This is a genomic window from Desulfosporosinus acidiphilus SJ4, assembly GCF_000255115.2.
Classification (GTDB): Bacteria; Bacillota; Desulfitobacteriia; order Desulfitobacteriales; family Desulfitobacteriaceae; genus Desulfosporosinus; species Desulfosporosinus acidiphilus.
Genome location: NC_018068.1, coordinates 2,727,139 through 2,749,028, shown reverse-complemented (window position 1 = coordinate 2,749,028; position 21,890 = coordinate 2,727,139). Strand labels below are relative to the sequence as shown.

Genomic DNA, 21,890 nt, shown 5'->3' with positions numbered 1-21,890 from the left:
AATAAATGGGAGGATTATGATGATTAATACAGGAGATACGGCGTTTGTTTTAATAAGTGCCGCTTTGGTCTGTCTTATGACCCCGGGTTTAGCATTTTTTTACGGTGGCCTGGTAAGAAAGAAGAACGTATTGACAATCATGATTCAGAACTTTGTTTCAATGGGAATCGTGACGGCCATTTGGGTCCTGGGAGGATTTAGTCTAGCCTTTGGTAAAGATTTTCATGGTATTATAGGAAGTTTACAATATTTTGGTTTAAGCGGAGTGGGCATGACCCCAAATCCGGCTTATGGGCCAACCATACCTTTCCTAGTATTTTTCTTTTATCAAGAGATGTTTGCCGTAATTACGCCTGCTTTGATTACCGGGGCCTTTGCCGATAGGATAAGTTTTAAAAGTTATCTTAAGTTTTTAGTATTATGGAGTATTTTTGTCTATATACCTGTGGCTCATTGGGTCTGGGGTGGAGGCTTTCTGGCCCAAATGGGGCTTGTTGATTTTGCAGGCGGTATTGTTGTTCATGTTACTGCCGGAATTGCCGCTTTGGCCTCAGTGTTTTTCGTTGGAAAACGAGTTTTGCAACCAGGAGAGAGCACTGCGCCGCATAACATTGCCTTTGTTGCTTTGGGGACAGGACTCTTATGGTTTGGCTGGTTTGGATTTAATGGCGGCAGTGCGTTAGCTGCTAATGGTGTTGCGGCAACCGCTTGCGTCAATACCGATATTGCAGGTTCCCTGGCCATGATTGCCTGGCTTATTATATCTTGGATTCATGAGAAAAAACCGACCATGTTAGGTGTTCTTACTGGTGCAGTTGCTGGCTTAGCAACTATTACGCCTGCTGCAGGCTATGTCCGGCCTTGGGGAGCTGCTATCATCGGTTTACTGGCTGGGGTTGTTTGTTATGCAGCGGTTCAATTACGCATAAAACTCGATTGGGATGATGCTCTTGACGTTTGGGGAGTGCATGGAGTCGGAGGTATTCTAGGATCAATTTTGGTGGGTGTATTTGCAATATCGAGCGTTAATCATACGAGCGGTCTGGTTCAAGGAAATCTGCATCAATTTTTAATTCAAATACTAGGGGTTGCTTTCACGGCTCTTTATGCTTTTGGTGTAACGTATCTTATCTTAAAAATTATAAATGTTTTTGAATCTGTGCGTGTGCCTAAGGAAGTGGAAATAAAGGGACTGGATGCAATTCTGCACGGTGAAACAGCCTATTTGTAATTTTAAAAATGGAATATAGGTCAATCAGCCAGAGATTAAGGCTCTTGCTGATTGACTTTTTTTGTACTATCAGAAAGGATGCGCTGGTCTACTTTCCTGGTGGTCTAGTTATTACGATAGTTGAAGGGATCTCTATAGGGAAAGAAAAACATCGGTTGAGAATAAATTGTCATCGCACAATTAAACATGGTAATATAAATTGTTGAAAATAATTCTGGAGATGACAAAATGAATAACGTGAGGAGCAATGGACACGGTCGTGGAATAGTGGCAATTCTTATATCCGCCTTAGGTTTTGCCTTCTATCCCATCTTTGGGAAATTTGTTTTTGCGGGCGGAGCAAGTTTGGCAACGGTTTTGTTTATACGTTTTCTGATTGCCGCCGCGGTTTTTTGGGGTCTAATTATCGTGAGAAAAAGTACTATCCATTTAGCCAAACGAGACTTTTTGCGACTTTGGTTGCTTGGCGGAATAATTTATGCAGGGCAAGCCGGGTTATATATTTCAGCTGTAAAATTTATTCCGGCATCCATGGCTTCTCTTATTTTTTATGTATACCCGATTCTAGTTACAATCTTAGCTTTGGCAACTAAACAAGAAAGACTTTCTGTTATAAAAGTCGGCGGTTTGTTGTTTTCCATTATAGGATTAATCTTTGTTTTAGGATTAAACTTTGGAGGATTGAATGTTCTTGGTATATTATGCGCTTTGGGTGCTTCAGCAATTTATTCAGTCTATATTTTAACGAGCAATCGCGTCATAAATTCTGTTAGCCCGTTGCTTAGTTCTGCAGTGATTTCAAGTGCAGCCTGTGTAACCTATGGGTTAACCGGTGTGATTCAGGGATTCACTTGGAATATCTCAGTTTTAACCTGGCTGGATATTTTGGGGATTGCAATTTTATCTACCATCATAGCTATCTTAACTTTTTTTGGGGGGCTTCGGAGAGTTGGACCAACGACAGCCTCTATTGTCAGTACTTTGGAGCCGGTGTTAACAGTAGGTTTAGCTTATATTCTCTTAGGTGAGTATTTAAATACTACTCAAGGTATCGGTGCCGCCTGTGTCTTATTAGGAGCTATTTTGGCAGCTTGGCCACATAATAAAAAATTAAATATTGGCATAAGGGAAACAGAATCCTTGTGAATTCATCAAAAGGCTTTCCACTCACACCTAAAACTAATCCAGTTAAGTATGAGAACTTGCCTAAATTGTGGGAGAAGTTTCCTTGAATTATCACCGCTTGCCAATGCAATAGTGTTCGCCATCACCTCGGATGCAAGTACTCTTTGATGTATTTGCAGCATTTGAATTAGTACAAAAGCATTAAAATCAACTACATGTGCACATAATACCTAGAGCATTTGTTAAATACTTGCCGGAATTATAACTGGGCGGTGGAGATGTGTATTGGTTAATTTTACTGCTATTTGTTCAAATAGTTCTTTTTGGATCCGTTATTCTACTTGAAAATAAAGATCCGGGGAAAACGGTAACTTGGCTGTTTATTCTCAGCCTTCTGCCTGTCCTTGGTTTTCTTCTTTACGTCTTGTTTGCTCAAAGGCAACGCAATCAATTGTTTAAGAAAAAAACTCTTATTTCCAAAAGACTGCCTTATAATAGCGATCAACAAGAAACCCTTTTAGAGCAGGAATGTCCGATGTTATATCAGGAACGTTCTATTGACCCTAAAATATTAAAACTCCTTTATAACAGTGGTTATGCTCCTCCAAGTGTCCATAATCGTGTTGTTGTACTTGTCAATGGCGGAGAGAAATTTAAGGCTTTACTTCAAGCATTAGAAAATGCCTCTCATCATATCCATCTGAGTTACTATATCTTTAAGGATGATGAAATTGGTGCCGATATTTTAAAGATTTTATCACGTAAATCCTCGGAGGGAGTGGAGGTTCGAGTCCTATTGGATGGAGTCGGAAGCCTCTCGATTGCGGGAAATTTTATGGGCACTATGCGAAAGATGGGAATACAAGCCCATTGGTATTTTCCTGTACGTTTTCCTTTTTTAACTCCCAGGCTCAATTTGCGTTACCACCGCAAAATCGTGATTGTGGATGGATCTGTAGGTTTTATGGGAGGATTAAACATAGGAGATGAATACCTTTCCCGCAACCCGAAGCTGGGATTTTGGAGAGATACCCATATAAAACTTTTAGGTGAATCCGTACATACTCTGCAAACAATTTTTTTAAATGATTGGTATTCAGTATCAGAGCAAGAGATAAAGGGGGAAATTTACTTCCCAAAAGTTGATATTCCCGACATTCTTCCGATTCAGATTGGTGTCGGTGGCCCAGATACTACCCGCTCATCTATTTTGCAGGGATTTTTCGTCGCACTGACAATGGCTAAAAAGAATATAAAAATCGAAACGCCCTATTTTATCCCCGATGAAAGTTTAATGATGGCGCTCAAAACTGCCGCTCTTTCAGGAATCGATGTTCAGATAATCATTCAGGGAGTCCCTGAGCATAAAGTGACTTACTGGGCTATGAACTCCTATCTGGAAGAACTGCTTAAGGCGGGCGTTCAAATCTATCAATATATGAAAGGGATTCTCCATGCCAAAATCTTGCTCATTGATGATAATTTGGCATCTGTAGGGTCGGCCAATATGGACGTGCGAAGTTTTGTCCTTGATTTTGAGATTTCTGCTTTTATTTATGACAGTAATATAACGATGATACTGAAAGAAAACTTCGAACAGGACTTAAAGGAATCTCGGAGTATTAATCTTGAAACATTTCAAACCCGTCCTTATTATGAACGTCTTAAAGAGTCTTTAGCTCGACTATTTTCCCCCTTGTTATAGAATCCTGGCTTTTTCACCGAATACGAATGCATTAACTTTACCTCGGCTATAAATATCTGTATAATATTATCAACCTCAAACCTCCCCGTAACTCTTTTGGAGACTGGGGAGGTTTGATTTATAAAGTAAGTACATCCAGAGAGACGTTGCATACTTGGAGGGTAAGGTATGAAAATAACGAAACGTACTAAATCAATTGCGGGTATACTGGCAATTGCTGCGGGAGCAATTATTGCAGCCTATGGAGTTCAAGCCTTTGTCGTCCCTTCCGGACTTGGAGGAGGCGGGGTAGGGGGTATTGCGCTTTTGCTATATTATACCTTTAAACTGCCTATTGGTTTGATGACCTTCCTATTAAACATTCCCTTATTCATATTAGGCTGGCGCGAAATTAATAAAGATTTTATTTTCAAAACGATTTTGGGCCTGGTTATCTTTTCTATTTTTTTAGATTTATTTAAAGGTATACAGCCTGTTCCTATTAACGATATCTTCTTAGGAGCACTTTATGGCGGAGTGTTTTCAGGTATTTCCTCAAGTATCGTTTTTCGCTTTGGCGGAAGTCTTGGGGGAACCGATATTGTTTCCAAGGTTATCCAGCGTAGATTCGGTGTGCCCATAGGAACTTCAGCCTTAGCAATTAACAGCGTGATCATTCTCGTTTCATGGGCCATATTGGGCTCTAATAGGGCTCTTTATACCTTAGTCAACCTCTTCGTCTACGGACGAGTCCTTGATCTGATTCAAAGCGGCGTTCCTTCAAAATCCATAACCATTATTTCAGATCAATCGGAAGCCTTAGTTGGTCGAATCATGGCAGACTTAGGCAGAGGAGCTACCTTTCTAAGTGGTCGGGGGGCTTACTCCAACGAGCCTAAAAATGTTGTTATCTGTGTGGTAAGTTTACCTGAGATTGGCCGCTTAAAACAAGCAGTACGTGAGGTAGACCCGGACGCCTTTATGATTGTGACTAACGCAGGAGAAGTCCTTGGCAGAGGGTTTAAAAATGAATAATTTTAGAGTTAATAAATTTGTTGCAGGATTTGGTCTGAAGCAAAGAGAATTATAATCTTTGGTAGTAGAAGGATATCTTGACTATCAGTTATAGAACAGAGGGGTCGAACTGATGACGGGCAAGAACAAGAATCACTGGAGAATTCAAACGTTATGGGCTTCCGGCTCTCCGCATAATTTGATTTGGACTTTTAGCATGATTTGCTTAATGTTTTGTCTGGCGAGTATTATTATTATCCTAGGTGATAAAAGCATCTTTTTAATTTCGCTTTTTTTCCTGATTACGGCTTTAGTGGCACTCTATTCTCCTTGGGAATATATGCTAATACAAGTTCTATTTGCCTCCGGCTTAACATTTCTCATTTTTTATGAAAATTCACTACGCCTCACCCTTCTTCAATGGTTTCTCTATACGTTTGTTTATCTTTTAATTGGGATTGCAGTGAACAGGGAAATTTATTCCATCCGTCAATTTCAGCGCCATGAAACAGAAATGTCGGCGTTATCGAACATCTCTGCTTCGCTGACGAAAACGCTGGATTTATGTGAATTAACGAATCAAGTCGTAGACGAGATATTTTCATTATTTCAAGCCGATGGCTGCACTATTTTCCTAATGGAAGAAGAAAAAAAATCGTTACGAGTCATTAGCGCACGTGAAAGTCGAAACGATCCTGTAATTCTAACCAGCATTTTGCATAGCCAACCTCGAGTAGGTTTTGGCATGGTAGGCTGGGTAGCGGCTACCGGGGAATCCATTCTTTCCGGCGATGCCGAACACGATCCTAGGGCTATCCACATTCCTGGTACTCCCTATGATGATGAATCGGTGATGGGAATTCCGCTTCAACTGGAAGGGGAAACCTTTGGGGTTCTCTGGATTTATACCCTTAGTTTAAATGCCTTTAACAAAGAGGATCTGCAATTAGCCCAGATATTTGCCAACCAGGTGAGTGTGGCATTGGCAAACGCCCGCTTATACGAACATGTACGCTGCCTATCAGAAACGGACAGCCTAACCGGCCTTTTAAATTCTCGTTCGCTTTCGGATTTAACAGAGCGGGCCATAAGCCATGCAAAAGCTACCCAGGGGAATGTTTCGCTTCTTTTTATTGATTGCGATAACTTTAAGGGAATTAACGATCAGTTTGGTCATCCCGTGGGGGATCAATTCTTGCGTTTTTTTGCAACACTCTTGCTTGAAGGGGTAAGAGAAGGGGATGCTGTAGTACGCTACGCGGGAGATGAATTTGTTATTCTCTTGCCTAATACCAATCTAGATGCTGCGATCAGCATCGCAGAACGCTTAATTGAGAATACACGTGCCAAAAGTATGGAGAATAATCCTTTGCTTCATACCACGATTTCAGTGGGACTTGCTTCTTATCCGCAACACGCCTTAGTGGCTGAAGACCTCATTAAACATGCTGATGATGCCCTTTACGTTTCAAAGCGTAACGGCAAAAATCAGTTAACCGTCTACAATTCAGACACTAAAACTAAAACTATGTCTCAGCAAAACTCCTGATTATTTCAACTCATTATCGAGCGCTTTTAATTCACTTAGAGTAACAATTCGATAGCCTTCGCTTTTAAGGGAATCAATAACAGTTGCTAAGGCCTTAACTGTTTGAGTGCGACGGTATCCGCCGTCGTGCATGAGAATAATCGCTCCTGGGAAAACATGATCCATAACATTTTTAACAATTTGATTTACTCCAGGATCGCGCCAATCTTTACTATCAACACTCCAAAGAACCACTACCTGTCCGTTCTTCTTGATGCTGTCCAGTTGTTCTTTTGTTATACAGCCTCCCGGTGGTCGATAGAAATAAGTGTGAGTTCCGCATGCTGCATAAACTGCAGCGTCTGTTTGACCTATTTCTCGCAAAAGCTGCCTTTGCTTATAATCATGATCGTAGCTGTGATTTCCGATTTCATGGCCTTCACTTACTAAGCGTTTTACTAAATCAGGATATTCCTTAACAGCCTGACCCAAAACAAAAAACGTTGCCCGTACTTTTTTTTCTTTGAGAATTTCCATGATTTTCGGTGTGTCAATAGGATTAGGCCCATCATCGAAGGTTAGCGCTACAACTTTTTCTTGTGTATGAGCCATATAATAGGTACCCGGTGCACGTACTATGGAGGGAGCCGTTAATGAATGGGCAGAGCTAAAGGCAATGATTCCGAAAATGATCATAAAAAAACAGGAAATGATTATTTTCCGTCGAGTTAGTACACAAAAAATCATCTACTACACCCCCCAATTACTTTATTATCCTATTTCAAATATCTCAGGGCATGCCTGGAATTTTAATGAAGGCAGCAGACCAACGGTTAACCGGTGGTCTGCTGCCTGAAAACAATTTTATGGCATTCTAATGTGTCCTTTATACGTGCTATAATCAAAGTGAGTTTTTTTAGTCAGCTTCTGGGCCTGCGAAAATTACTAAAGCAACTATTTCGATTTTGCGAAGAATTTGAGTGAATCATGTCGTTGGCTAGTTACAAGATATACAAATCATAACCTCTATATTATTAAGACGTCCTGAAGAAAGAGATATTAGAGGGTGTTGGCGGGATTGACACATAAACTGTGTCCTGAGAAAGGAGAATTGAGTTGAGTCTCCGATTGATTATTGGCCGGGCAGGCAGCGGTAAAAGCTCACTCTGTCTGGAGGAAATACGCAGTGAACTTCGGGAGCAGTCGTGGGGGGACCCCATAATCTTTCTTGTTCCCGAACAGGCAAGCTATCAGATGGAAGTGGCTCTGGCCAATTCGCCTGAATTGGCAGGAAGTTTGCGAGCACAAGTTTTGAGCTTCCGCAGGATGGGCTGGCGGGTTTTTGCCGAAACCGGGGGCGGAAATAAGATAATGATCGGAGCTACGGGCAAACGAATGCTTCTGCGGCGGATTCTCCTCAAACATCGTCTGGAGCTGAAGGCCTTTGCCCGTTCGGCAACTCGCCCCGGAATGGCCGATCTTCTTGCCAAAACTATTGGGGAATTTAAAACCTATCGCATCGCTCCTCATGACTTACGTGACGTTAAAAACCCCCATGAACTATTGGAGAATAAACTTTTTGACTTAGCCCTGATTTATGAGGAATTTCAAGTATCCCTCGGACAAGCCGTAAGGGATCCCGACGATGAGCTTTCCCTTTTGGCAGCAAAGATACCGCAAGCCCCGCTTATTCAGGCAGCTAAAGTTTGGATTGATGGTTTCATTGGTTTTACGCCTCAGGAACTGGAGGTTTTAAAACAACTTATAACAACTGCCGCCAATGTTGTGGTAACAATTCCTCTTGACCCTGACCTTTTGAGTGAAGTGCGAGATACCGAAGGAACTTTAAAAATAGGGGAAGAGTTTTTTACAGGTCCATGGCAAACCTATCAAGCTCTGCAGCGATTGGCTATTGAAACGGGAGTTCAAGTTCAACCTCCGTCAATTCTGGCGGCCACAAAACGCTTTCAGCATCCTTGGCTTTACCATTTAGAAAAGTATTATTTTTCTTATCCAACAACCCCTTTTTCTGAAACTTATACTTCGAATCTACCTACAGAGTCTCCCACGTTTAATGAGTCTACCCTTATACCAGGTCCTGGAATTGAGATAATATCCGCCGTCAACCGGCGGGCGGAAATCGAGGGAATTGCCCGAGAATTACGTAACTATGCCCGGGATGAAGGATTATGTTGGAAGGACATGTCTGTCATGACACGTGATCTTTCGGGGTATCAGGATTTAATATCTCAAGTGTTTACTTCCTACGAAATTCCTTTTTATATTGATCATAAACACACCATACTTCACCATCCTTTCATAGAATTGGTGCTCTCAATTCTGGAAGTAGTTTCAGGTAATTGGGCTTATGAACCTCTTTTTCGCTGCTTAAAGACCGATTTTTTCCCGTTGCAAAGGGATGATATTGATCGTTTGGAAAACTATAGTCTTGAACATGGCATCAATGGCGGAAGCTGGAGCAGTAAGGCGCCCTGGCGCTACCATCGACAATGGTCACTTGGTCAAAATGAGGAACAGCGTGATCGTGAGTTAAAAATCGAAGCTCAGTTAAATAGCTCTAGGTTAATTATTTACCAACATATTTTTCCTCTTTATGAAGCGCTGACGAATAGGGATAATAAGGAAGCTATAACGGTTCGCGAGATTACGGAAACCCTGTTTTCTTTTTTAGAGAAACTCGAAGTGCCCGCAACCTTGAAACGCTGGGCTGATCATTCTCAAACTGAAGGGAAGCTGAGCGAAGCCAGACTGCACGATCAGCTTTGGGCCGCAGTGATCCAGGTATTCGATGAAATCGTTACCGGCTTAGGTGACGAAATTTTAGAACTTGAGGATTATAATTTAATTCTTGCTTCCGGAATTGAGGCGCTGGAAATCGGGCAAATTCCACCCGGAATTGATCAGGTCCTCGTGGGATCTTTAGATCGCTCACGAAATCCTGAAGTGCGTATTCAATTTATTCTCGGTGCTAATGAAGGAATTCTGCCGGCAAGACCAGGTTTTGAAGGCGTTTTTGATGCTGAAGAACGGGAGGAATTGGAGAAAGAAGGTGTTTCTCTCGCTCCGAAAGGGAAAGCACAGATGTATGAGGAACAATTTTTTATCTATATGGCTTTAACCAGAGCAAGAGAGAAGTTAGTGATCTCCTATCCTTTGACAGATGAAGAGGGAAAGGCTCTTACGGAATCCCCAGTAATTCCGCGTTTAAAACAGCTTTTCTTAATTTCCGAGAACTTTCTGGGCAATCAGGAGGCTTTAGAACTTATCTCTCATGCGGATTCCGCTCTTCAATACTATGCAGGTCAGCTGCGCAATCCAGAACGGAGTGAGCATACATCGCCCATTTGGAAAGCAGCCGAATTATGGTTGAGCCAAGATCCTCAACATCGGCGGAAACTGACCTATATTCAGTCGAGCCTCACTGCGAAAAATCAAGAACAACGGATTCCGCGTCCAATAGCTCGCCGTCTCTATGGTAAGCAATTAAAGGCAAGTGTCTCCCGTTTAGAACAATTCTCCAAGTGCCCTTTCGGACATTTTGCCCATTACGGTCTGAAGCTCCATGAACGTCCCACATATCAGCTTACCCGTCCAAATATGGGAGAATTCTTTCACACTCTTTTACATGATTTCGCTCTTCAGCTGCAAGAGAGAAACTTAGATTGGGGCAAATTAACGAAAGAAGAGTCTTGGGGCCTTATTAGTGAATTAGCGGATCAGTTAGCGCCTAAGCTGCAGCATGAAATTCTTCTAAGCAATGCCCGCTATCGCTACATCACCCATAAACTTAAGCGCACTGTCCATCATGCAGTGCGTGTACTGGCGGAACATGCCCGGCGAGGAGTATTCCTCCCAATCCAGTTGGAAGTTAAATTCGGTCCGAATGGGACACTTCCCGGGGTTGAGGTTCCTCTATCAGGAGGAGATTCATTAGTTTTATCCGGACAAATTGATCGTGTCGACGCTGCCTTTTTAAACGGGCAAGTATATTTGCGAATCCTTGATTATAAATCCAGAGAACAAACGTTAGCTCTGGATACAATTTACTACGGTCTTAATCTTCAATTACTTACTTATTTAAGTGTTGCCCTCCAAGGTGCGGAGGTCTTGTTGAATACCGTTGACCTTTCAGCTCTTAAAGATCAAGAAAGTCCCAAGACTTTACCGCCAACCTTGCCTGCCGGTTTTCTTTATTTTCCTGTCCTTGAACCTCAGCTTGATGAAAAAGCCCCTCTTAGTGCGGAAGAAGCGGAAGAACGGCGTCTTAAAGCAATTAAAATCAGCGGCTATTTATTAGCGGACCCCCATGTTTTAGAAGCAATGGACGCTTCCTTTGCTGCCGGACAATCCGATATACTAGGCTTGAAATTAAATAAAGATGGTTCGTTCAGAAAAGGCGCCAATGTTCTGACAGAAGAACAGTTTTCAATGCTGCAGAACTATCTTTTTCATACTCTCCGTCAGACAGGTGAGGATATTCTTGGAGGGGAAATTTCCTTATATCCCTACCGACGGGGTAAGAGTACAGGCTGCCAGTATTGCTCCTATCGCCCAGTATGTCACTTTGACCCCTATCTTCCGGAAAATCAATATCGAGATTTGCGGCCATTAAACCAAGAAGAACTTTGGGACCGTTTAGAAAGCATTAGTTCTCCTGCCTCGGTTGCAGACAGACCGGCAAAAGGAGTTTTAAATTGGCTGGAAGGAGAAGACTTTGATGAGTAAGCCATCTTGGACAGCAGAACAACGTACGGCAATTAATCTACGCGGCCAACTTTTAGTGGCTGCCGCTGCCGGTTCCGGAAAAACCGCTGTGTTAGTTGAACGGATTATAAAACAAATTACAGAGATAGATAATCACGTTAATGTGGATGGGTTTCTTGTGGTTACCTTCACCAAAGCTGCCGCAAATGAGATGAAAGAGAGGATTGGCAAAGCCCTTGATGAGGCCCTGTTCCAAGAGCAAGACTTTAAGCAAGTTGAACATCTCCTCCAGCAGCGAGCTTTACTCCAGAGAGCCAATATAACCACCCTGCACTCATTCTGTTTAGAATTAATTAGAAAGTATTTTTACGTGCTGGATCTGGACCCGGCATTTCGAGTCGCTGATGAAGCAGAGATCACACTCCTGCGTCAGGATGTGGTGGAAGCTCTCTTTGAAGAACGTTATGATTGTGAAGACCCGGACTTTATAGCGCTCATTGATGCCTTCGGCTCAGACCGGGATGATCTGGCAGTAATGGAACACACACTCCGTATTTTCGATTTTGCCCAAAGTCAAACAAACCCCTTGGAATGGCTAAAGACCCTTGACCAAGCCTATCTCTGGGATGATTTGGAAACCATGATGCAGAGTGAGTGGGGACAATCCATTCGACAGGGACTCCTGGATTCCATTGAGGAAGTCTATAGTCTTCTGAAAAATGCTGAACAAATTACCCAAAAGCCGGAGGGACCTGTTCAATATGCAGAAACCTTGCAAGATGACCTTAATCGTGTTGGCCTCTTGAAACAGCTAATGAACTCAAGTTCCTGGACTAGGATAGAATCTCAAGTTCAAGAAACCGCTATGTTTCCCAAACTGTCATCTGCTCGCTCCAAAGGGGATAAAGAATTACAAGAAGAATGCAAAAAGCTTCGTGATGAGGCCAAGAAAAAAATGAATGCCCTTAAAAACGAACTTTTCTCATATCCTCATGAGCGCCAATTGCAAGATTTTAAACCTATGGCAAGAATAGCTCAATCGATGGGCCAATTGGTCTTGGATTTCTCTCGGAACTATGCTGGGGCTAAAAGACAACGTAACATTCTGGATTTTTCGGATCTTGAACATTTTGCCCTGCGCCTACTCGAAGAAGAGGACAAACCTACTTTAGCAGCTCAAGGAATTAAAGACTTTTTTACAGAAGTTCTCGTTGATGAATACCAAGATATCAATCCAGTACAAGAACGGATTTTGCAGTTGGTGTCTCGTCAGGAAGTGTCCCCGAACCTTTTTATGGTTGGGGACGTTAAACAGAGCATCTATCGTTTTCGCATGGCAGATCCCGGTCTGTTTCTGAATAAGTATCAAAACTTGCCTCATTGGAATCCAGAATCTCAGGTTGATGCGTCTGTGCCTGTCAAAATGGTTATCGATTTGAACCGAAATTTTCGCAGCCGCCAAGAAATTGTAGACGGTGTTAATTTTCTGTTCCGCCAGATCATGACTCAAGGTTCCGGAGAAATATCCTATGATGATCAAGCAGCTTTGCAGTATGGAGCTTCTTTTGTCAAAGGACAAGATTCAATTTCTACAGCTGAGGGCCCAATAGAAGTCCATCTTATAAATCTAAAGAGTGTGAAAGCCTCTTGGAATAAAGAAAACGTGTCTCAGGGAATAAGTCAAAGTTCTGACGAAGTCTCGAATCAAGAATTCTCCAATCAAGAATCTTCTCAGGAAGAATTCGACAAAGCTAGAATTGAAGCACGCTTTGTCAGCGAACGGATTCAAACCCTTGTAGAAGGCTCCGAGTTTCATATCTATGATAAGAAATTGGGAAATTTCCGTCCGGTACAATATTCCGACATCGTAGTCTTAATGCGCTCCTATTCAGCAGTGGCTCCAGTCTACGTAGAGGAATTTCAGAAAGCAAACATTCCCGTGTATGCAGAAACATCAACGGGTTACTTCGGGGCAAGTGAAGTAGAAATAATCCTTTCTCTTCTTAAAGTCATTGATAATCCGCATCAGGATATTCCTCTGGCAGCAGTTCTGCGTTCTCCTCTGGTGGGCCTTAACGGACTTGAACTTGGTAAACTGCGCATGGTACTTCCGGAAGGAGATTTTTACGAGGCCTTGACACTTTCTGTTTGGGCCGGTTTAGATGAGGATCATCTTTCCGAAGATAACCAAGAGATTTTTTCACAGGTTCTAAATCTTTATAACCATCATATATTGTCTCGAATTAAAAAAGCCCAAGACTTATTAGCTTCAGCTCCCGGTTTAAGTGAGAAAATTGTTGACTTCTGGACAAAGCTGCAAAGCTGGCGGACTCAGTCACGCCGTTTGTCACTGTCTGAACTTCTCTGGGCCCTCTATGAAGAAACCGGGTATTTTACTTATGTGGGAACGCTGCCTGCTGGGGTTCAGCGTCAGGCCAATCTTCGAGTGCTTTATGACAGGGCTAAAGGTTTTGAAGCCACAAGATACCGGGGGTTATTCCGCTTCCTTAGATTTTTAGAACGATTTCAGGGCCAGGGGAAGGATATGGGCAGCGCCCGTGCGCTGGGAGAAAATGAAAATGTTGTCCGCTTAATCACAGTCCATGCCAGTAAAGGACTGGAATTTCCTGTTGTCTTCGTAGTCGGTCTGGGGCGAAGCTTTAATTCAAGAAGCCTGAATGGAAAGCTGCTTCTTCACTCCGAGTTAGGTTTGGGCATGCCTATCATTGATGTTGAGAACAATGTGCGTTATCCGTCGTTAATCCAATATGCTGTACAGCAGCGTCTGGCTCAAGAGTCGTTAGCCGAAGAGCTGCGTATCCTTTATGTTGCTCTGACCCGTGCCAAAGAACGATTGTTCCTCTACGGCAATGTGGAAAACTTGGACAGCGCTCTTCTCAAGTGGCGGCGAATTTGTGACTGGCAAGATGTTTCACTGCCCGAGGAATTGCTCCGAAATGCCAAGTCCTTTCTTGATTGGATTATCCCCGCATTGGCTCGTCATCCTTTAGTTGACTTAGGCCAGGGGCAAGACCATACGATCATAACTCTTCCTGAGTCCAATTCTGCGTGGGAAATCTTCTTTCATCATAATTTGGAATCCGAACAAGAGATGAATCATCAAGACAGTCCTAAACCGGTCTCTGAAACGGAAGGGGAGGAAACTGGCTGCGAAAAGCGTGGTATTGAGGAAGTTAAAGAACCAACAAAAGAATTGGCTAAAGAAGAAGTTGTTGATGAATCCACAGAAAATTTAACCCCTGAACAATGGTTTTATGAAATCGACCGCCGTTTACGTTGGAAATATCCTCACCCGGTTAGTCTGGTTGCCAAAACAAGTGTTTCAGAATTAAAGCGCCAGTATAATTGGTATGTTGATGATGAAACTTCTCAACATGAGAGTATCTCTACGAGAGGGGATCAAATTCTGCGACCGAAGTTTCTCCAGACGTCACATTCCTTGACGGCAGCAGAACGTGGGACTGCCTTGCATACAGTGATGCAGCATTTGCCCTTTAGAGAATGGAGTACCGATTGGGCAGTTTTAAACTCAGCCGAGCAGACGATAAAAATTGTTGAATTACTAAACCTTTTGCAAGACAGAGATATTCTAAACGATGAACAAAAGAACAGTATCGAACCGCCTAAAATTGTTCAACTGCTGAATACGCCTCTCGGATTACGGCTGTTCTGTTCGGAACGGGTTCTTAGAGAACTGCCTTTCACGTTAACGTTTACTCCCCAAAAACAAGCTCAAACGAATATCTTAGTTCAAGGTGTCATAGATGTAGTTATGATCCGGAAGAACGGTCAAGAATTTTCTGCTGAAATTCTTGATTACAAAACAGACGCTTTGGTGGGAAGAAACGAAAAGCCCCCTGAACAACTTCTCATCGATCGGTACGCCCTGCAACTGACCCTTTATGCTTTGGCCATTGAAAAGCTTATGGGCATTGGAGTTACTCAATGTTCACTCTATTCGTTTTCCTTAGGGAGAGAAGTTATCATTCCAAATTCACTTTGTCTGGAAATACGGCAAACGATGGAAAATCAACTATTCCTATGATACTAGCCAAAAATCTTATTGAATAATTACATTCTTCTATAATATTTTGGCATTTTGCGAAAGGATTTTTAATTTATTTGGCGAATTTAATAATCATTGCCCTTGTGATAGTTGTAACTATTGCAAAGAGTTAGCATGAAAGAGGTGTTATAATGAGTCAAAATAAAATCGGTGCTGTAATGATTGTAGGCGCAGGAATTGCCGGTATTCAATCTGCACTTGATTTGGCAGAGTCGGGGTACTTGGTCCATTTGGTAGAAGAATCGTCAGCCATTGGCGGAACCATGCCAATGTTAGATAAGACATTCCCTACTAATGATTGCTCTATGTGTATTTTGTCTCCAAAGCTGGTAGAGTGCGGACGCCATCTTAACATTCGCATTTATACAAATTCCCAGGTTATAAAAACCGAAGGGGAAGCTGGGAATTTTAAAGTTACTATTCGACAGCAGCCGCGCTTTGTCGATGTTGATAAATGCACAGGCTGTGGATCATGCGCAGAAGTATGCCCGGTTAAAGTTGATGATGAGTTCAATCAAGGAATCGGTAAACGTAAAGCGATCTTTAAACAGTATTCACAGGCGTTTCCTAACGCCTATGCAATTGATCCTAAAAAATGCCTCTTCCAAACCACCGGAAAGGCCAAAGGCAAGGACATTTGCAAAAAGTGTCTGAAAGCCTGCCAAGCCGGTGCTATTAATCATGATATGGAAGGCGAAGATATCGAAATTGAAGTTGGTTCGATGATCTTGAACCCTGGTTTCAAAGTATTTGATGCGTCTGCCTTGGAGTATTATGGGTATGGCAAAATCAAAAGCGTTGTTACCAGCTTGGAATTCGAGCGTCTCTTAAGTGCTTCCGGCCCCTTCGATGGTCATTTAGTTCGTCCCTTCGATAAGAAAGAGCCGCAAAGAATTGCTTGGATTCAGTGCGTTGGCTCCAGAAATGCAAAAATCAACAAAAATTATTGCTCCGGCGTTTGCTGTATGTACGCTATTAAAGAAGCAGTCATTGCCAAAGAGCATAGTCATATTCCCGTGGATACTACGATTTTCTTTATGGATATGAGAACTCCGGGCAAAGATTTTGAGAAATATTACAACAATGCTAAGGATAATCAAGGAGTCCGCTTTATCCGTTCTCGTATCTATGAGGTTACAGAGGCTGAAGACGGCTCAGGAGATTCCGTCATTCGCTATTCCAATGAGGATGGCCAAATCTCCACCGAGCAATTCGATCTTGTCGTTCTTTCCGTTGGCTTAGAGCCTGGGGAAAGTTCCAAAGCTTTAGCCGAGACCTTAGATTTAAAAGTCAATAAATTTGGCTTTGCCGAGTTGGAACCTCTCAGCGGTGTTAACACTTCCCGAGAAGGTATTTTTGCCGCGGGTGCTTTCAGCGGCCCTCGTGATATCCCGGAAACAGTCATGCAGGCCAGTGCCGCCGCCGGTGCAGCTTCCGCTTTATTATCCCAAGAGCGGGGAACTCTGGTCAGCGAGAAAGAATATCCGCCGGAAAAAGAAGTCGCCGGAGATGTTATTCGTACAGGAGTTTTCATCTGTCATTGCGGCGTTAACATTGGCAGTGTCGTTAATGTACCGGAAGTCGTGGAATATGCTAAAACTCTGCCTACCGTTGTCGTAGCCACAGAAAAAATCTATGCTTGTTCCCAGGATGCTCAAGCTTCTATGAAGGAAATGATCGAAGAATATAAACTTAACAGAGTTGTAGTTTCTTCCTGCAGCCCCCGAACTCACGAACCACTCTTCCAAGAAACACTAAAAGAAGCCGGTTTGAATGCTCATTTATTTGATATGGCCAATATCCGCGACCAATGTTCCTGGGTACACATGAACGAGCCGGAAAAAGCCACTGAAAAGGCTAAAGACCTAACCCGCCTGGCTATTGTTCGAGCCACAATGCAGCAACCTGTTCAGCCGGTATTTATGGAGATGAACCATGACGCTTTAGTAGTTGGCGGCGGAGTTGCCGGTATGACTAGTGCTTTATCCTTAGCCGATCAAGGATATGTTGTTCATTTAGTTGAAAAAGCTCCGGAACTTGGAGGTATTGCCAAACGCTTCTCCACCGGTTTCCGAGGAGAAGATATCAAGGCTTTCCTGGCAGGATTAATCGACCGCGTCAGCAGTCATCCCAAAATCACCCTGCATCTAGGTAAGGAAATTCAAGAGGTTGGTGGTTTCTTAGGAAACTTTACAACGACCCTGAAGGATGGAGAACAAATCCGCCATGGGGTTGCCGTCATTGCTATCGGCGGCCAAGAATATCAGCCTAAAGAATATTTCTACGGTCAAGATCCCCGTGTCATGACTCAGATCCAAATGGATGAAGCCTTAGTACGGCACGATGACCTAGTGTCTAAAGCTCAAAATTTTGTATTCATTCAATGTGTCGGTTCCCGTTGCGAAGAAAACCCTTATTGCAGCCGCACGTGTTGTACTAAATCCGTTAAACTGGCCTTAAAAGTTAAAGCTAAGAATCCTAAAGCTAATGTCTTTGTTCTGTATCGCGATATGAGAACTTACAGCTATTTCGAAGAGGACTATGAGCTGGCTCGCAGAAGCGGAATTCTTTTCGTTCGCTACAGTGAAAATGAAAAACCTGTAGTTACTAAAGAAGGAGAAACTCTTGTGGTCACTGTCAGGGATCACGTCTTAGATCGTCCTATTGAAATTGAAGCTGACGTCATCTGCCTTGCGGCTGCTATTAAAGCACCGGAAGACGGCAAAAAACTCTCCAAGTGGTTCAAAGTACCCCTTAATAATGAAGGATTCTTCTTAGAAGCTCATATGAAATTAAGACCTGTTGATTTCAGTACTGACGGTGTCTATATGGCAGGTATTGCTCATAGCCCTAAAAATATGGAAGAGGTTATCGCCCAGGCTAAAGCAGCGGCCGGTCGTGCCGGCGTGGCTTTATCTAAGGAACAAGTTGAATCCGCCGGTTTAACTGCCTTTGTTAACAAACGCAAGTGTACGGCCTGCGGAACCTGCGAAGCTATATGTTCGGCTAAGGCTGTTGCCGTGGATTTAGAAAACCGGGTAGCCGTCGTGAACGATGCACTGTGTAAAGGTTGTGGAGCATGTGCTTCCAGTTGCCGCTGCGGTGCCATCAATCTTAGAGGATGTACAAACGAACAAATCGTGGAAATGTTAAACTTCTTCTAAAATTGAACTGCTTTAATAAGGCTAAGGAAAGGTAGATGTTTATGGAAGAACGTCAAGTAAACGTATCTGATACGGACAATAAAGCTTACCAACCTAAGATTGCCGCCTTTTTATGCAACTGGTGCAGTTATGCCGGCGCTGATCTTGCCGGTGTCAGCCGCTTTCAATATCCAGCGACAATCAGAACTATTCGAGTCCCATGTTCAGGAAGAATCAATCCCTTATATCTCTTAAAAGCTATGGCTAACGGAGCCGATGGAGTCCTTGTTTCCGGATGCCACCCTGGTGACTGCCACTATATCAGCGGTAATTTCGTCGCTCGCCGGAAATTTGCTCTGATCAAGTCCCTTTTAAAACATGTTGGCTTAGAAGAAGACCGGGTCAGTTTCTCTTGGGTATCTGCCGCAGAGGGTGTTCGATTCTCCGAAGTGGTGAAAGGGGTTACGGAACGTGTCGCAGCCCTGGGACCTAATAACGGTGTATTTAAAGTAAAGGACGGGGGTGGAACGGATGAGTAGTGTCGTGGAAGATATCCGAAAAACAGCCCGCCAATTACTGGCCGACGGAAAAGTCGATGTTGTCATTGGATATGAAAAAGGTTCCTTGCCGCTGAAAGCTACACCTTGCTTTGTCCGTACAGTAGAAGATACAGATAAACTCATTTGGGATGAAACCTGCGAAAATAATTTAGCAGCCTTTTCTTATAAGATTAAGGGGAAGAAGGCTATTATCACTAAAGGATGCGACAGCCGTGCTTTAGTCGTGCTCCTGCAGGAAAACCAATTAACTAAAGACGATGTCTACATCATCGGAGTTTCCTGCCAAGGGGTTATCGACAAGCGGAAGATTGAAAACGAACTCGGGGAAATAATCGAAGCAACGGTAGCTGATGGCAAGATTTCAGTAAAAGGTATGTCAGGCAGCGGAGAATTTACTTTTGCAGATGTTAAGGATGCAACCTGCCAAACCTGCCGTTATCCCAATCCAGTGATCGAAGATATTCACCTTGGCGGAACTGTGGAAGTACCCAAAGAGGCTGTCCTTTTTGCCGACGTTCTGGAGATGGAGGCAAAATCGGATAAAGAACGTGAAGCTTATTTCGGAGAGCAGATGGACAAATGTATTCGCTGCTATTCTTGCCGCAACGCTTGCCCGCTGTGTTACTGCCAGGAATGTTTTGTTGATTGCAATACCCCGCGCTGGTTAACAGGCGGAGTAAACCGGGCCGAAAATCTTTTCTTCCAAGCCGGACGTGTTCTCCATCTGGCCGGACGTTGTGTTGATTGCGGCGCCTGCAGCAGAGCTTGTCCCCAAGGAGTAGATATTCGGGCCTTAAATCGCAAGATGAGCCGTGACGTATTAGAAATGTACAATCATGAATCCGGAATCAGCCTAGATGTTAAGCCAGCTCTTAATGAATACAGCGGGGATGACCCAGAAGCATTTTTGGTAAAGGAGTGAGGTGAAGACATGAAGATAAGTAAAGAAAAATTCGGCCAATCCTTAGAGGCTTTGTCCTCAGACTATAAAATCATTGCTCCGGTCAGTGAAGCTGGTGGAGTGAACTTTAAAGCCGTTAAGAGCTTTTCGGACATTAAGCAAGATTATCTGAATTCCAAACTTCCTCCAAAATCTTTCTTCTTCCCCCAACATGAAAAGCTGTTGTCCTATGTCAAAAACGGCAAAGAAGTCACCGTTAAAAACGAGCTGAACGCGGAAAAAACAATTCTTTTCGGAGTAAGACCCTGTGACGCCAAAGGATTGCTCCTGATTGATAAAGTTTTTAAGAACGACCAGTATCGAGATCCCTATTATTATGATCGCCGCGATAATACCGTAATTATCGGCCTGGCTTGTAAAAACATTGCTCCAACCTGTTTCTGCTCATCAATGGGTTTATCTCCGGCCAGCAGCGAAGGGGCCGACATTTTCCTTATTGATTTAGGTGATTCCTACGAAGTAGAAGTGATTACCGAAAAGGGCAAAGCACTGTTCAGTAACCTTGGTCTTAGTGAATTAACCGCACAGGAACAAGCAATTGTTGATGCCATTAAAGGTGCTGAGACAACAAGTAAAGTGGATGTATCGACCATTACTGAAAAACTGGACAAAATGTTCAACAACTCCTATTGGGATACGTTGCAAGAGAAATGCTTAGGTTGCAATACCTGCTCCTTCTCCTGCCCAACCTGCCATTGTTTCGATATTTCCGAAGAAGTACGCCAAAACTCAGGGAGTCGCGTAAGAACCTGGGATGCTTGCATGGCCCCGCTCTTTACTCTGCACGGTTCTGGTCATAATCCTCGCAACGAGCAAAAAGCTCGCTGGCGCCAGCGAATGATGCACAAATTTAATTATTTTGTGCATAACAATGGGGACATAGCCTGTGTTGGCTGCGGCCGCTGTATTCGCAGCTGCCCTGTAAATATGGATATGCGCCAGGTCATTGATGGCGTCAACAAAGCAGAATTGGTGGTGGAATAATGCAACAGAATCCTTATCTCCCGATAACAATGAGGCTCGCTAAAAATTTAGTTGAGACCGAAGATCGAAATATTAATACCTTTACTCTGGAATACCTCAATAAACAAGATGAAGAAAACTTCAAATATATGCCGGGACAATTTGCCGAACTTAGTGCTTTTGGTTACGGCGAAGCTCCCTTTGGAATCGCCACATCACCTACGGAACCCGGTGTTCTCAAGTTTTCTGTAGCTAAAGTAGGCTGCGTATCCAATGCCCTCCATCTGATGGAAGAGGGCACCATGGTGGGAGTCCGGGGTCCCATGGGCAACTATTATCCCGTGGAAGAATTTAAGGGAAAAAACCTTGTCATCATCGGTGGAGGATTTGCCTTTACGACGCTTCGCTCGTTGGCAGTCTATATGTTGGATGAAAAGCACCGCGGCGACTATGGAGACATCACAGTAATTTACGGAGCGAGAAATCCTGGCTTATTGCTTTATAAAGATGAATTAGCCGAGTGGGACAAAAATCCCAATATCAATCTTGTCACCACCATCGACCGTCCGGCAGAGGGCTGGACTAAGCACGTCGGCTTTATTCCGTCGATCACAGAACAAATTGCACCATCCTCTGTAAATACCTATGCAGTTGTATGTGGACCGCCGGCAATGATTAAATTTACGCTGCCTGTTTTGGAAAAACTGAATTTCCCTCCTGAACGCATCTATACCTCATTAGAAATGCGGATGAAATGCGGGCTGGGAATCTGCGGCCGCTGCAATATTGGTACTGAATACGTTTGTAAAGACGGTCCGGTTTTTTCGATGGCTCAATTAAAAGAACTGCCTAGCGAATATTAATTCAAA

General features: G+C 43.2%; 13 protein-coding genes. 12 read left to right on the top strand and 1 reads right to left on the bottom strand.

The features are described from left to right. The first annotated feature begins 16 nt into the window (after positions 1–16). The 5 genes from DESACI_RS12560 to DESACI_RS12540 all read left to right on the top strand — a co-directional run bounded on the left by DESACI_RS12560 (position 17) and on the right by DESACI_RS12540 (position 6,603). On the top strand, positions 17–1,231 hold the full coding sequence (locus DESACI_RS12560) for an ammonium transporter (RefSeq protein ID WP_242833049.1): 1,215 nt from the start codon (positions 17–19) through the stop codon (positions 1,229–1,231). A gap of 228 nt (positions 1,232–1,459) precedes the next feature. Continuing rightward, positions 1,460–2,377 (top strand): EamA family transporter, encoded by a 918-nt coding sequence (locus tag DESACI_RS12555; protein ID WP_014827567.1) that lies wholly within the window; start codon positions 1,460–1,462, stop codon positions 2,375–2,377. Positions 2,378–2,636: 259 nt separating this feature from the next. Then, a complete protein-coding gene (gene cls, locus DESACI_RS12550; protein WP_014827566.1) occupies positions 2,637–4,061 on the top strand; it encodes a cardiolipin synthase in 1,425 nt (474 codons plus the stop codon). A gap of 168 nt (positions 4,062–4,229) precedes the next feature. Next, a complete protein-coding gene (locus DESACI_RS12545; protein WP_014827565.1) occupies positions 4,230–5,075 on the top strand; it encodes a YitT family protein in 846 nt (281 codons plus the stop codon). Between the two features lie 112 nt (positions 5,076–5,187). Continuing rightward, complete coding sequence (locus DESACI_RS12540) at positions 5,188–6,603, top strand: GGDEF domain-containing protein (RefSeq protein ID WP_014827564.1); 1,416 nt, start codon at positions 5,188–5,190, stop codon at positions 6,601–6,603. Here DESACI_RS12540 and DESACI_RS12535 read toward each other — a convergent pair whose 3' ends face one another. Further along, positions 6,604–7,329: a polysaccharide deacetylase family protein gene (locus DESACI_RS12535; RefSeq protein ID WP_014827563.1), complete on the bottom strand. Its 726-nt coding sequence runs from the start codon at positions 7,327–7,329 to the stop codon at positions 6,604–6,606. A 369-nt stretch (positions 7,330–7,698) separates the two neighbouring features. Between DESACI_RS12535 and addB the strand changes: the two genes are divergently transcribed. From addB to DESACI_RS12500, 7 genes are all read left to right on the top strand, one after another. Then, positions 7,699–11,328, top strand: a complete 3,630-nt coding sequence (gene addB, locus DESACI_RS12530) for a helicase-exonuclease AddAB subunit AddB (protein WP_014827562.1) — start codon at positions 7,699–7,701, stop codon at positions 11,326–11,328. Beyond that, entirely contained in the window at positions 11,321–15,373 is a 4,053-nt protein-coding gene (gene addA / locus DESACI_RS12525; RefSeq protein WP_014827561.1) for a helicase-exonuclease AddAB subunit AddA, read from the top strand. Before addB ends, addA begins: the two co-directional genes overlap by 8 nt. A gap of 152 nt (positions 15,374–15,525) precedes the next feature. Then, a complete protein-coding gene (locus DESACI_RS12520) occupies positions 15,526–18,558 on the top strand; it encodes an FAD-dependent oxidoreductase (protein WP_014827560.1) in 3,033 nt (1,010 codons plus the stop codon). Between the two features lie 35 nt (positions 18,559–18,593). Then, on the top strand, positions 18,594–19,076 hold the full coding sequence (locus DESACI_RS12515; protein WP_014827559.1) for a hydrogenase iron-sulfur subunit: 483 nt from the start codon (positions 18,594–18,596) through the stop codon (positions 19,074–19,076). Beyond that, on the top strand, positions 19,069–20,019 hold the full coding sequence (locus tag DESACI_RS12510; protein WP_014827558.1) for a 4Fe-4S dicluster domain-containing protein: 951 nt from the start codon (positions 19,069–19,071) through the stop codon (positions 20,017–20,019). Before DESACI_RS12515 ends, DESACI_RS12510 begins: the two co-directional genes overlap by 8 nt. 9 nt (positions 20,020–20,028) lie before the next feature. Continuing rightward, on the top strand, positions 20,029–21,042 hold the full coding sequence (locus tag DESACI_RS12505) for a 4Fe-4S dicluster domain-containing protein (RefSeq protein ID WP_014827557.1): 1,014 nt from the start codon (positions 20,029–20,031) through the stop codon (positions 21,040–21,042). Further along, positions 21,042–21,884, top strand: coding sequence for an FAD/NAD(P)-binding protein (locus tag DESACI_RS12500; protein ID WP_014827556.1), 843 nt, complete (start codon positions 21,042–21,044; stop codon positions 21,882–21,884). The genes DESACI_RS12505 and DESACI_RS12500 overlap by 1 nt, the downstream gene beginning before the upstream one ends. The last annotated feature ends 6 nt before the right edge of the window (positions 21,885–21,890 follow it).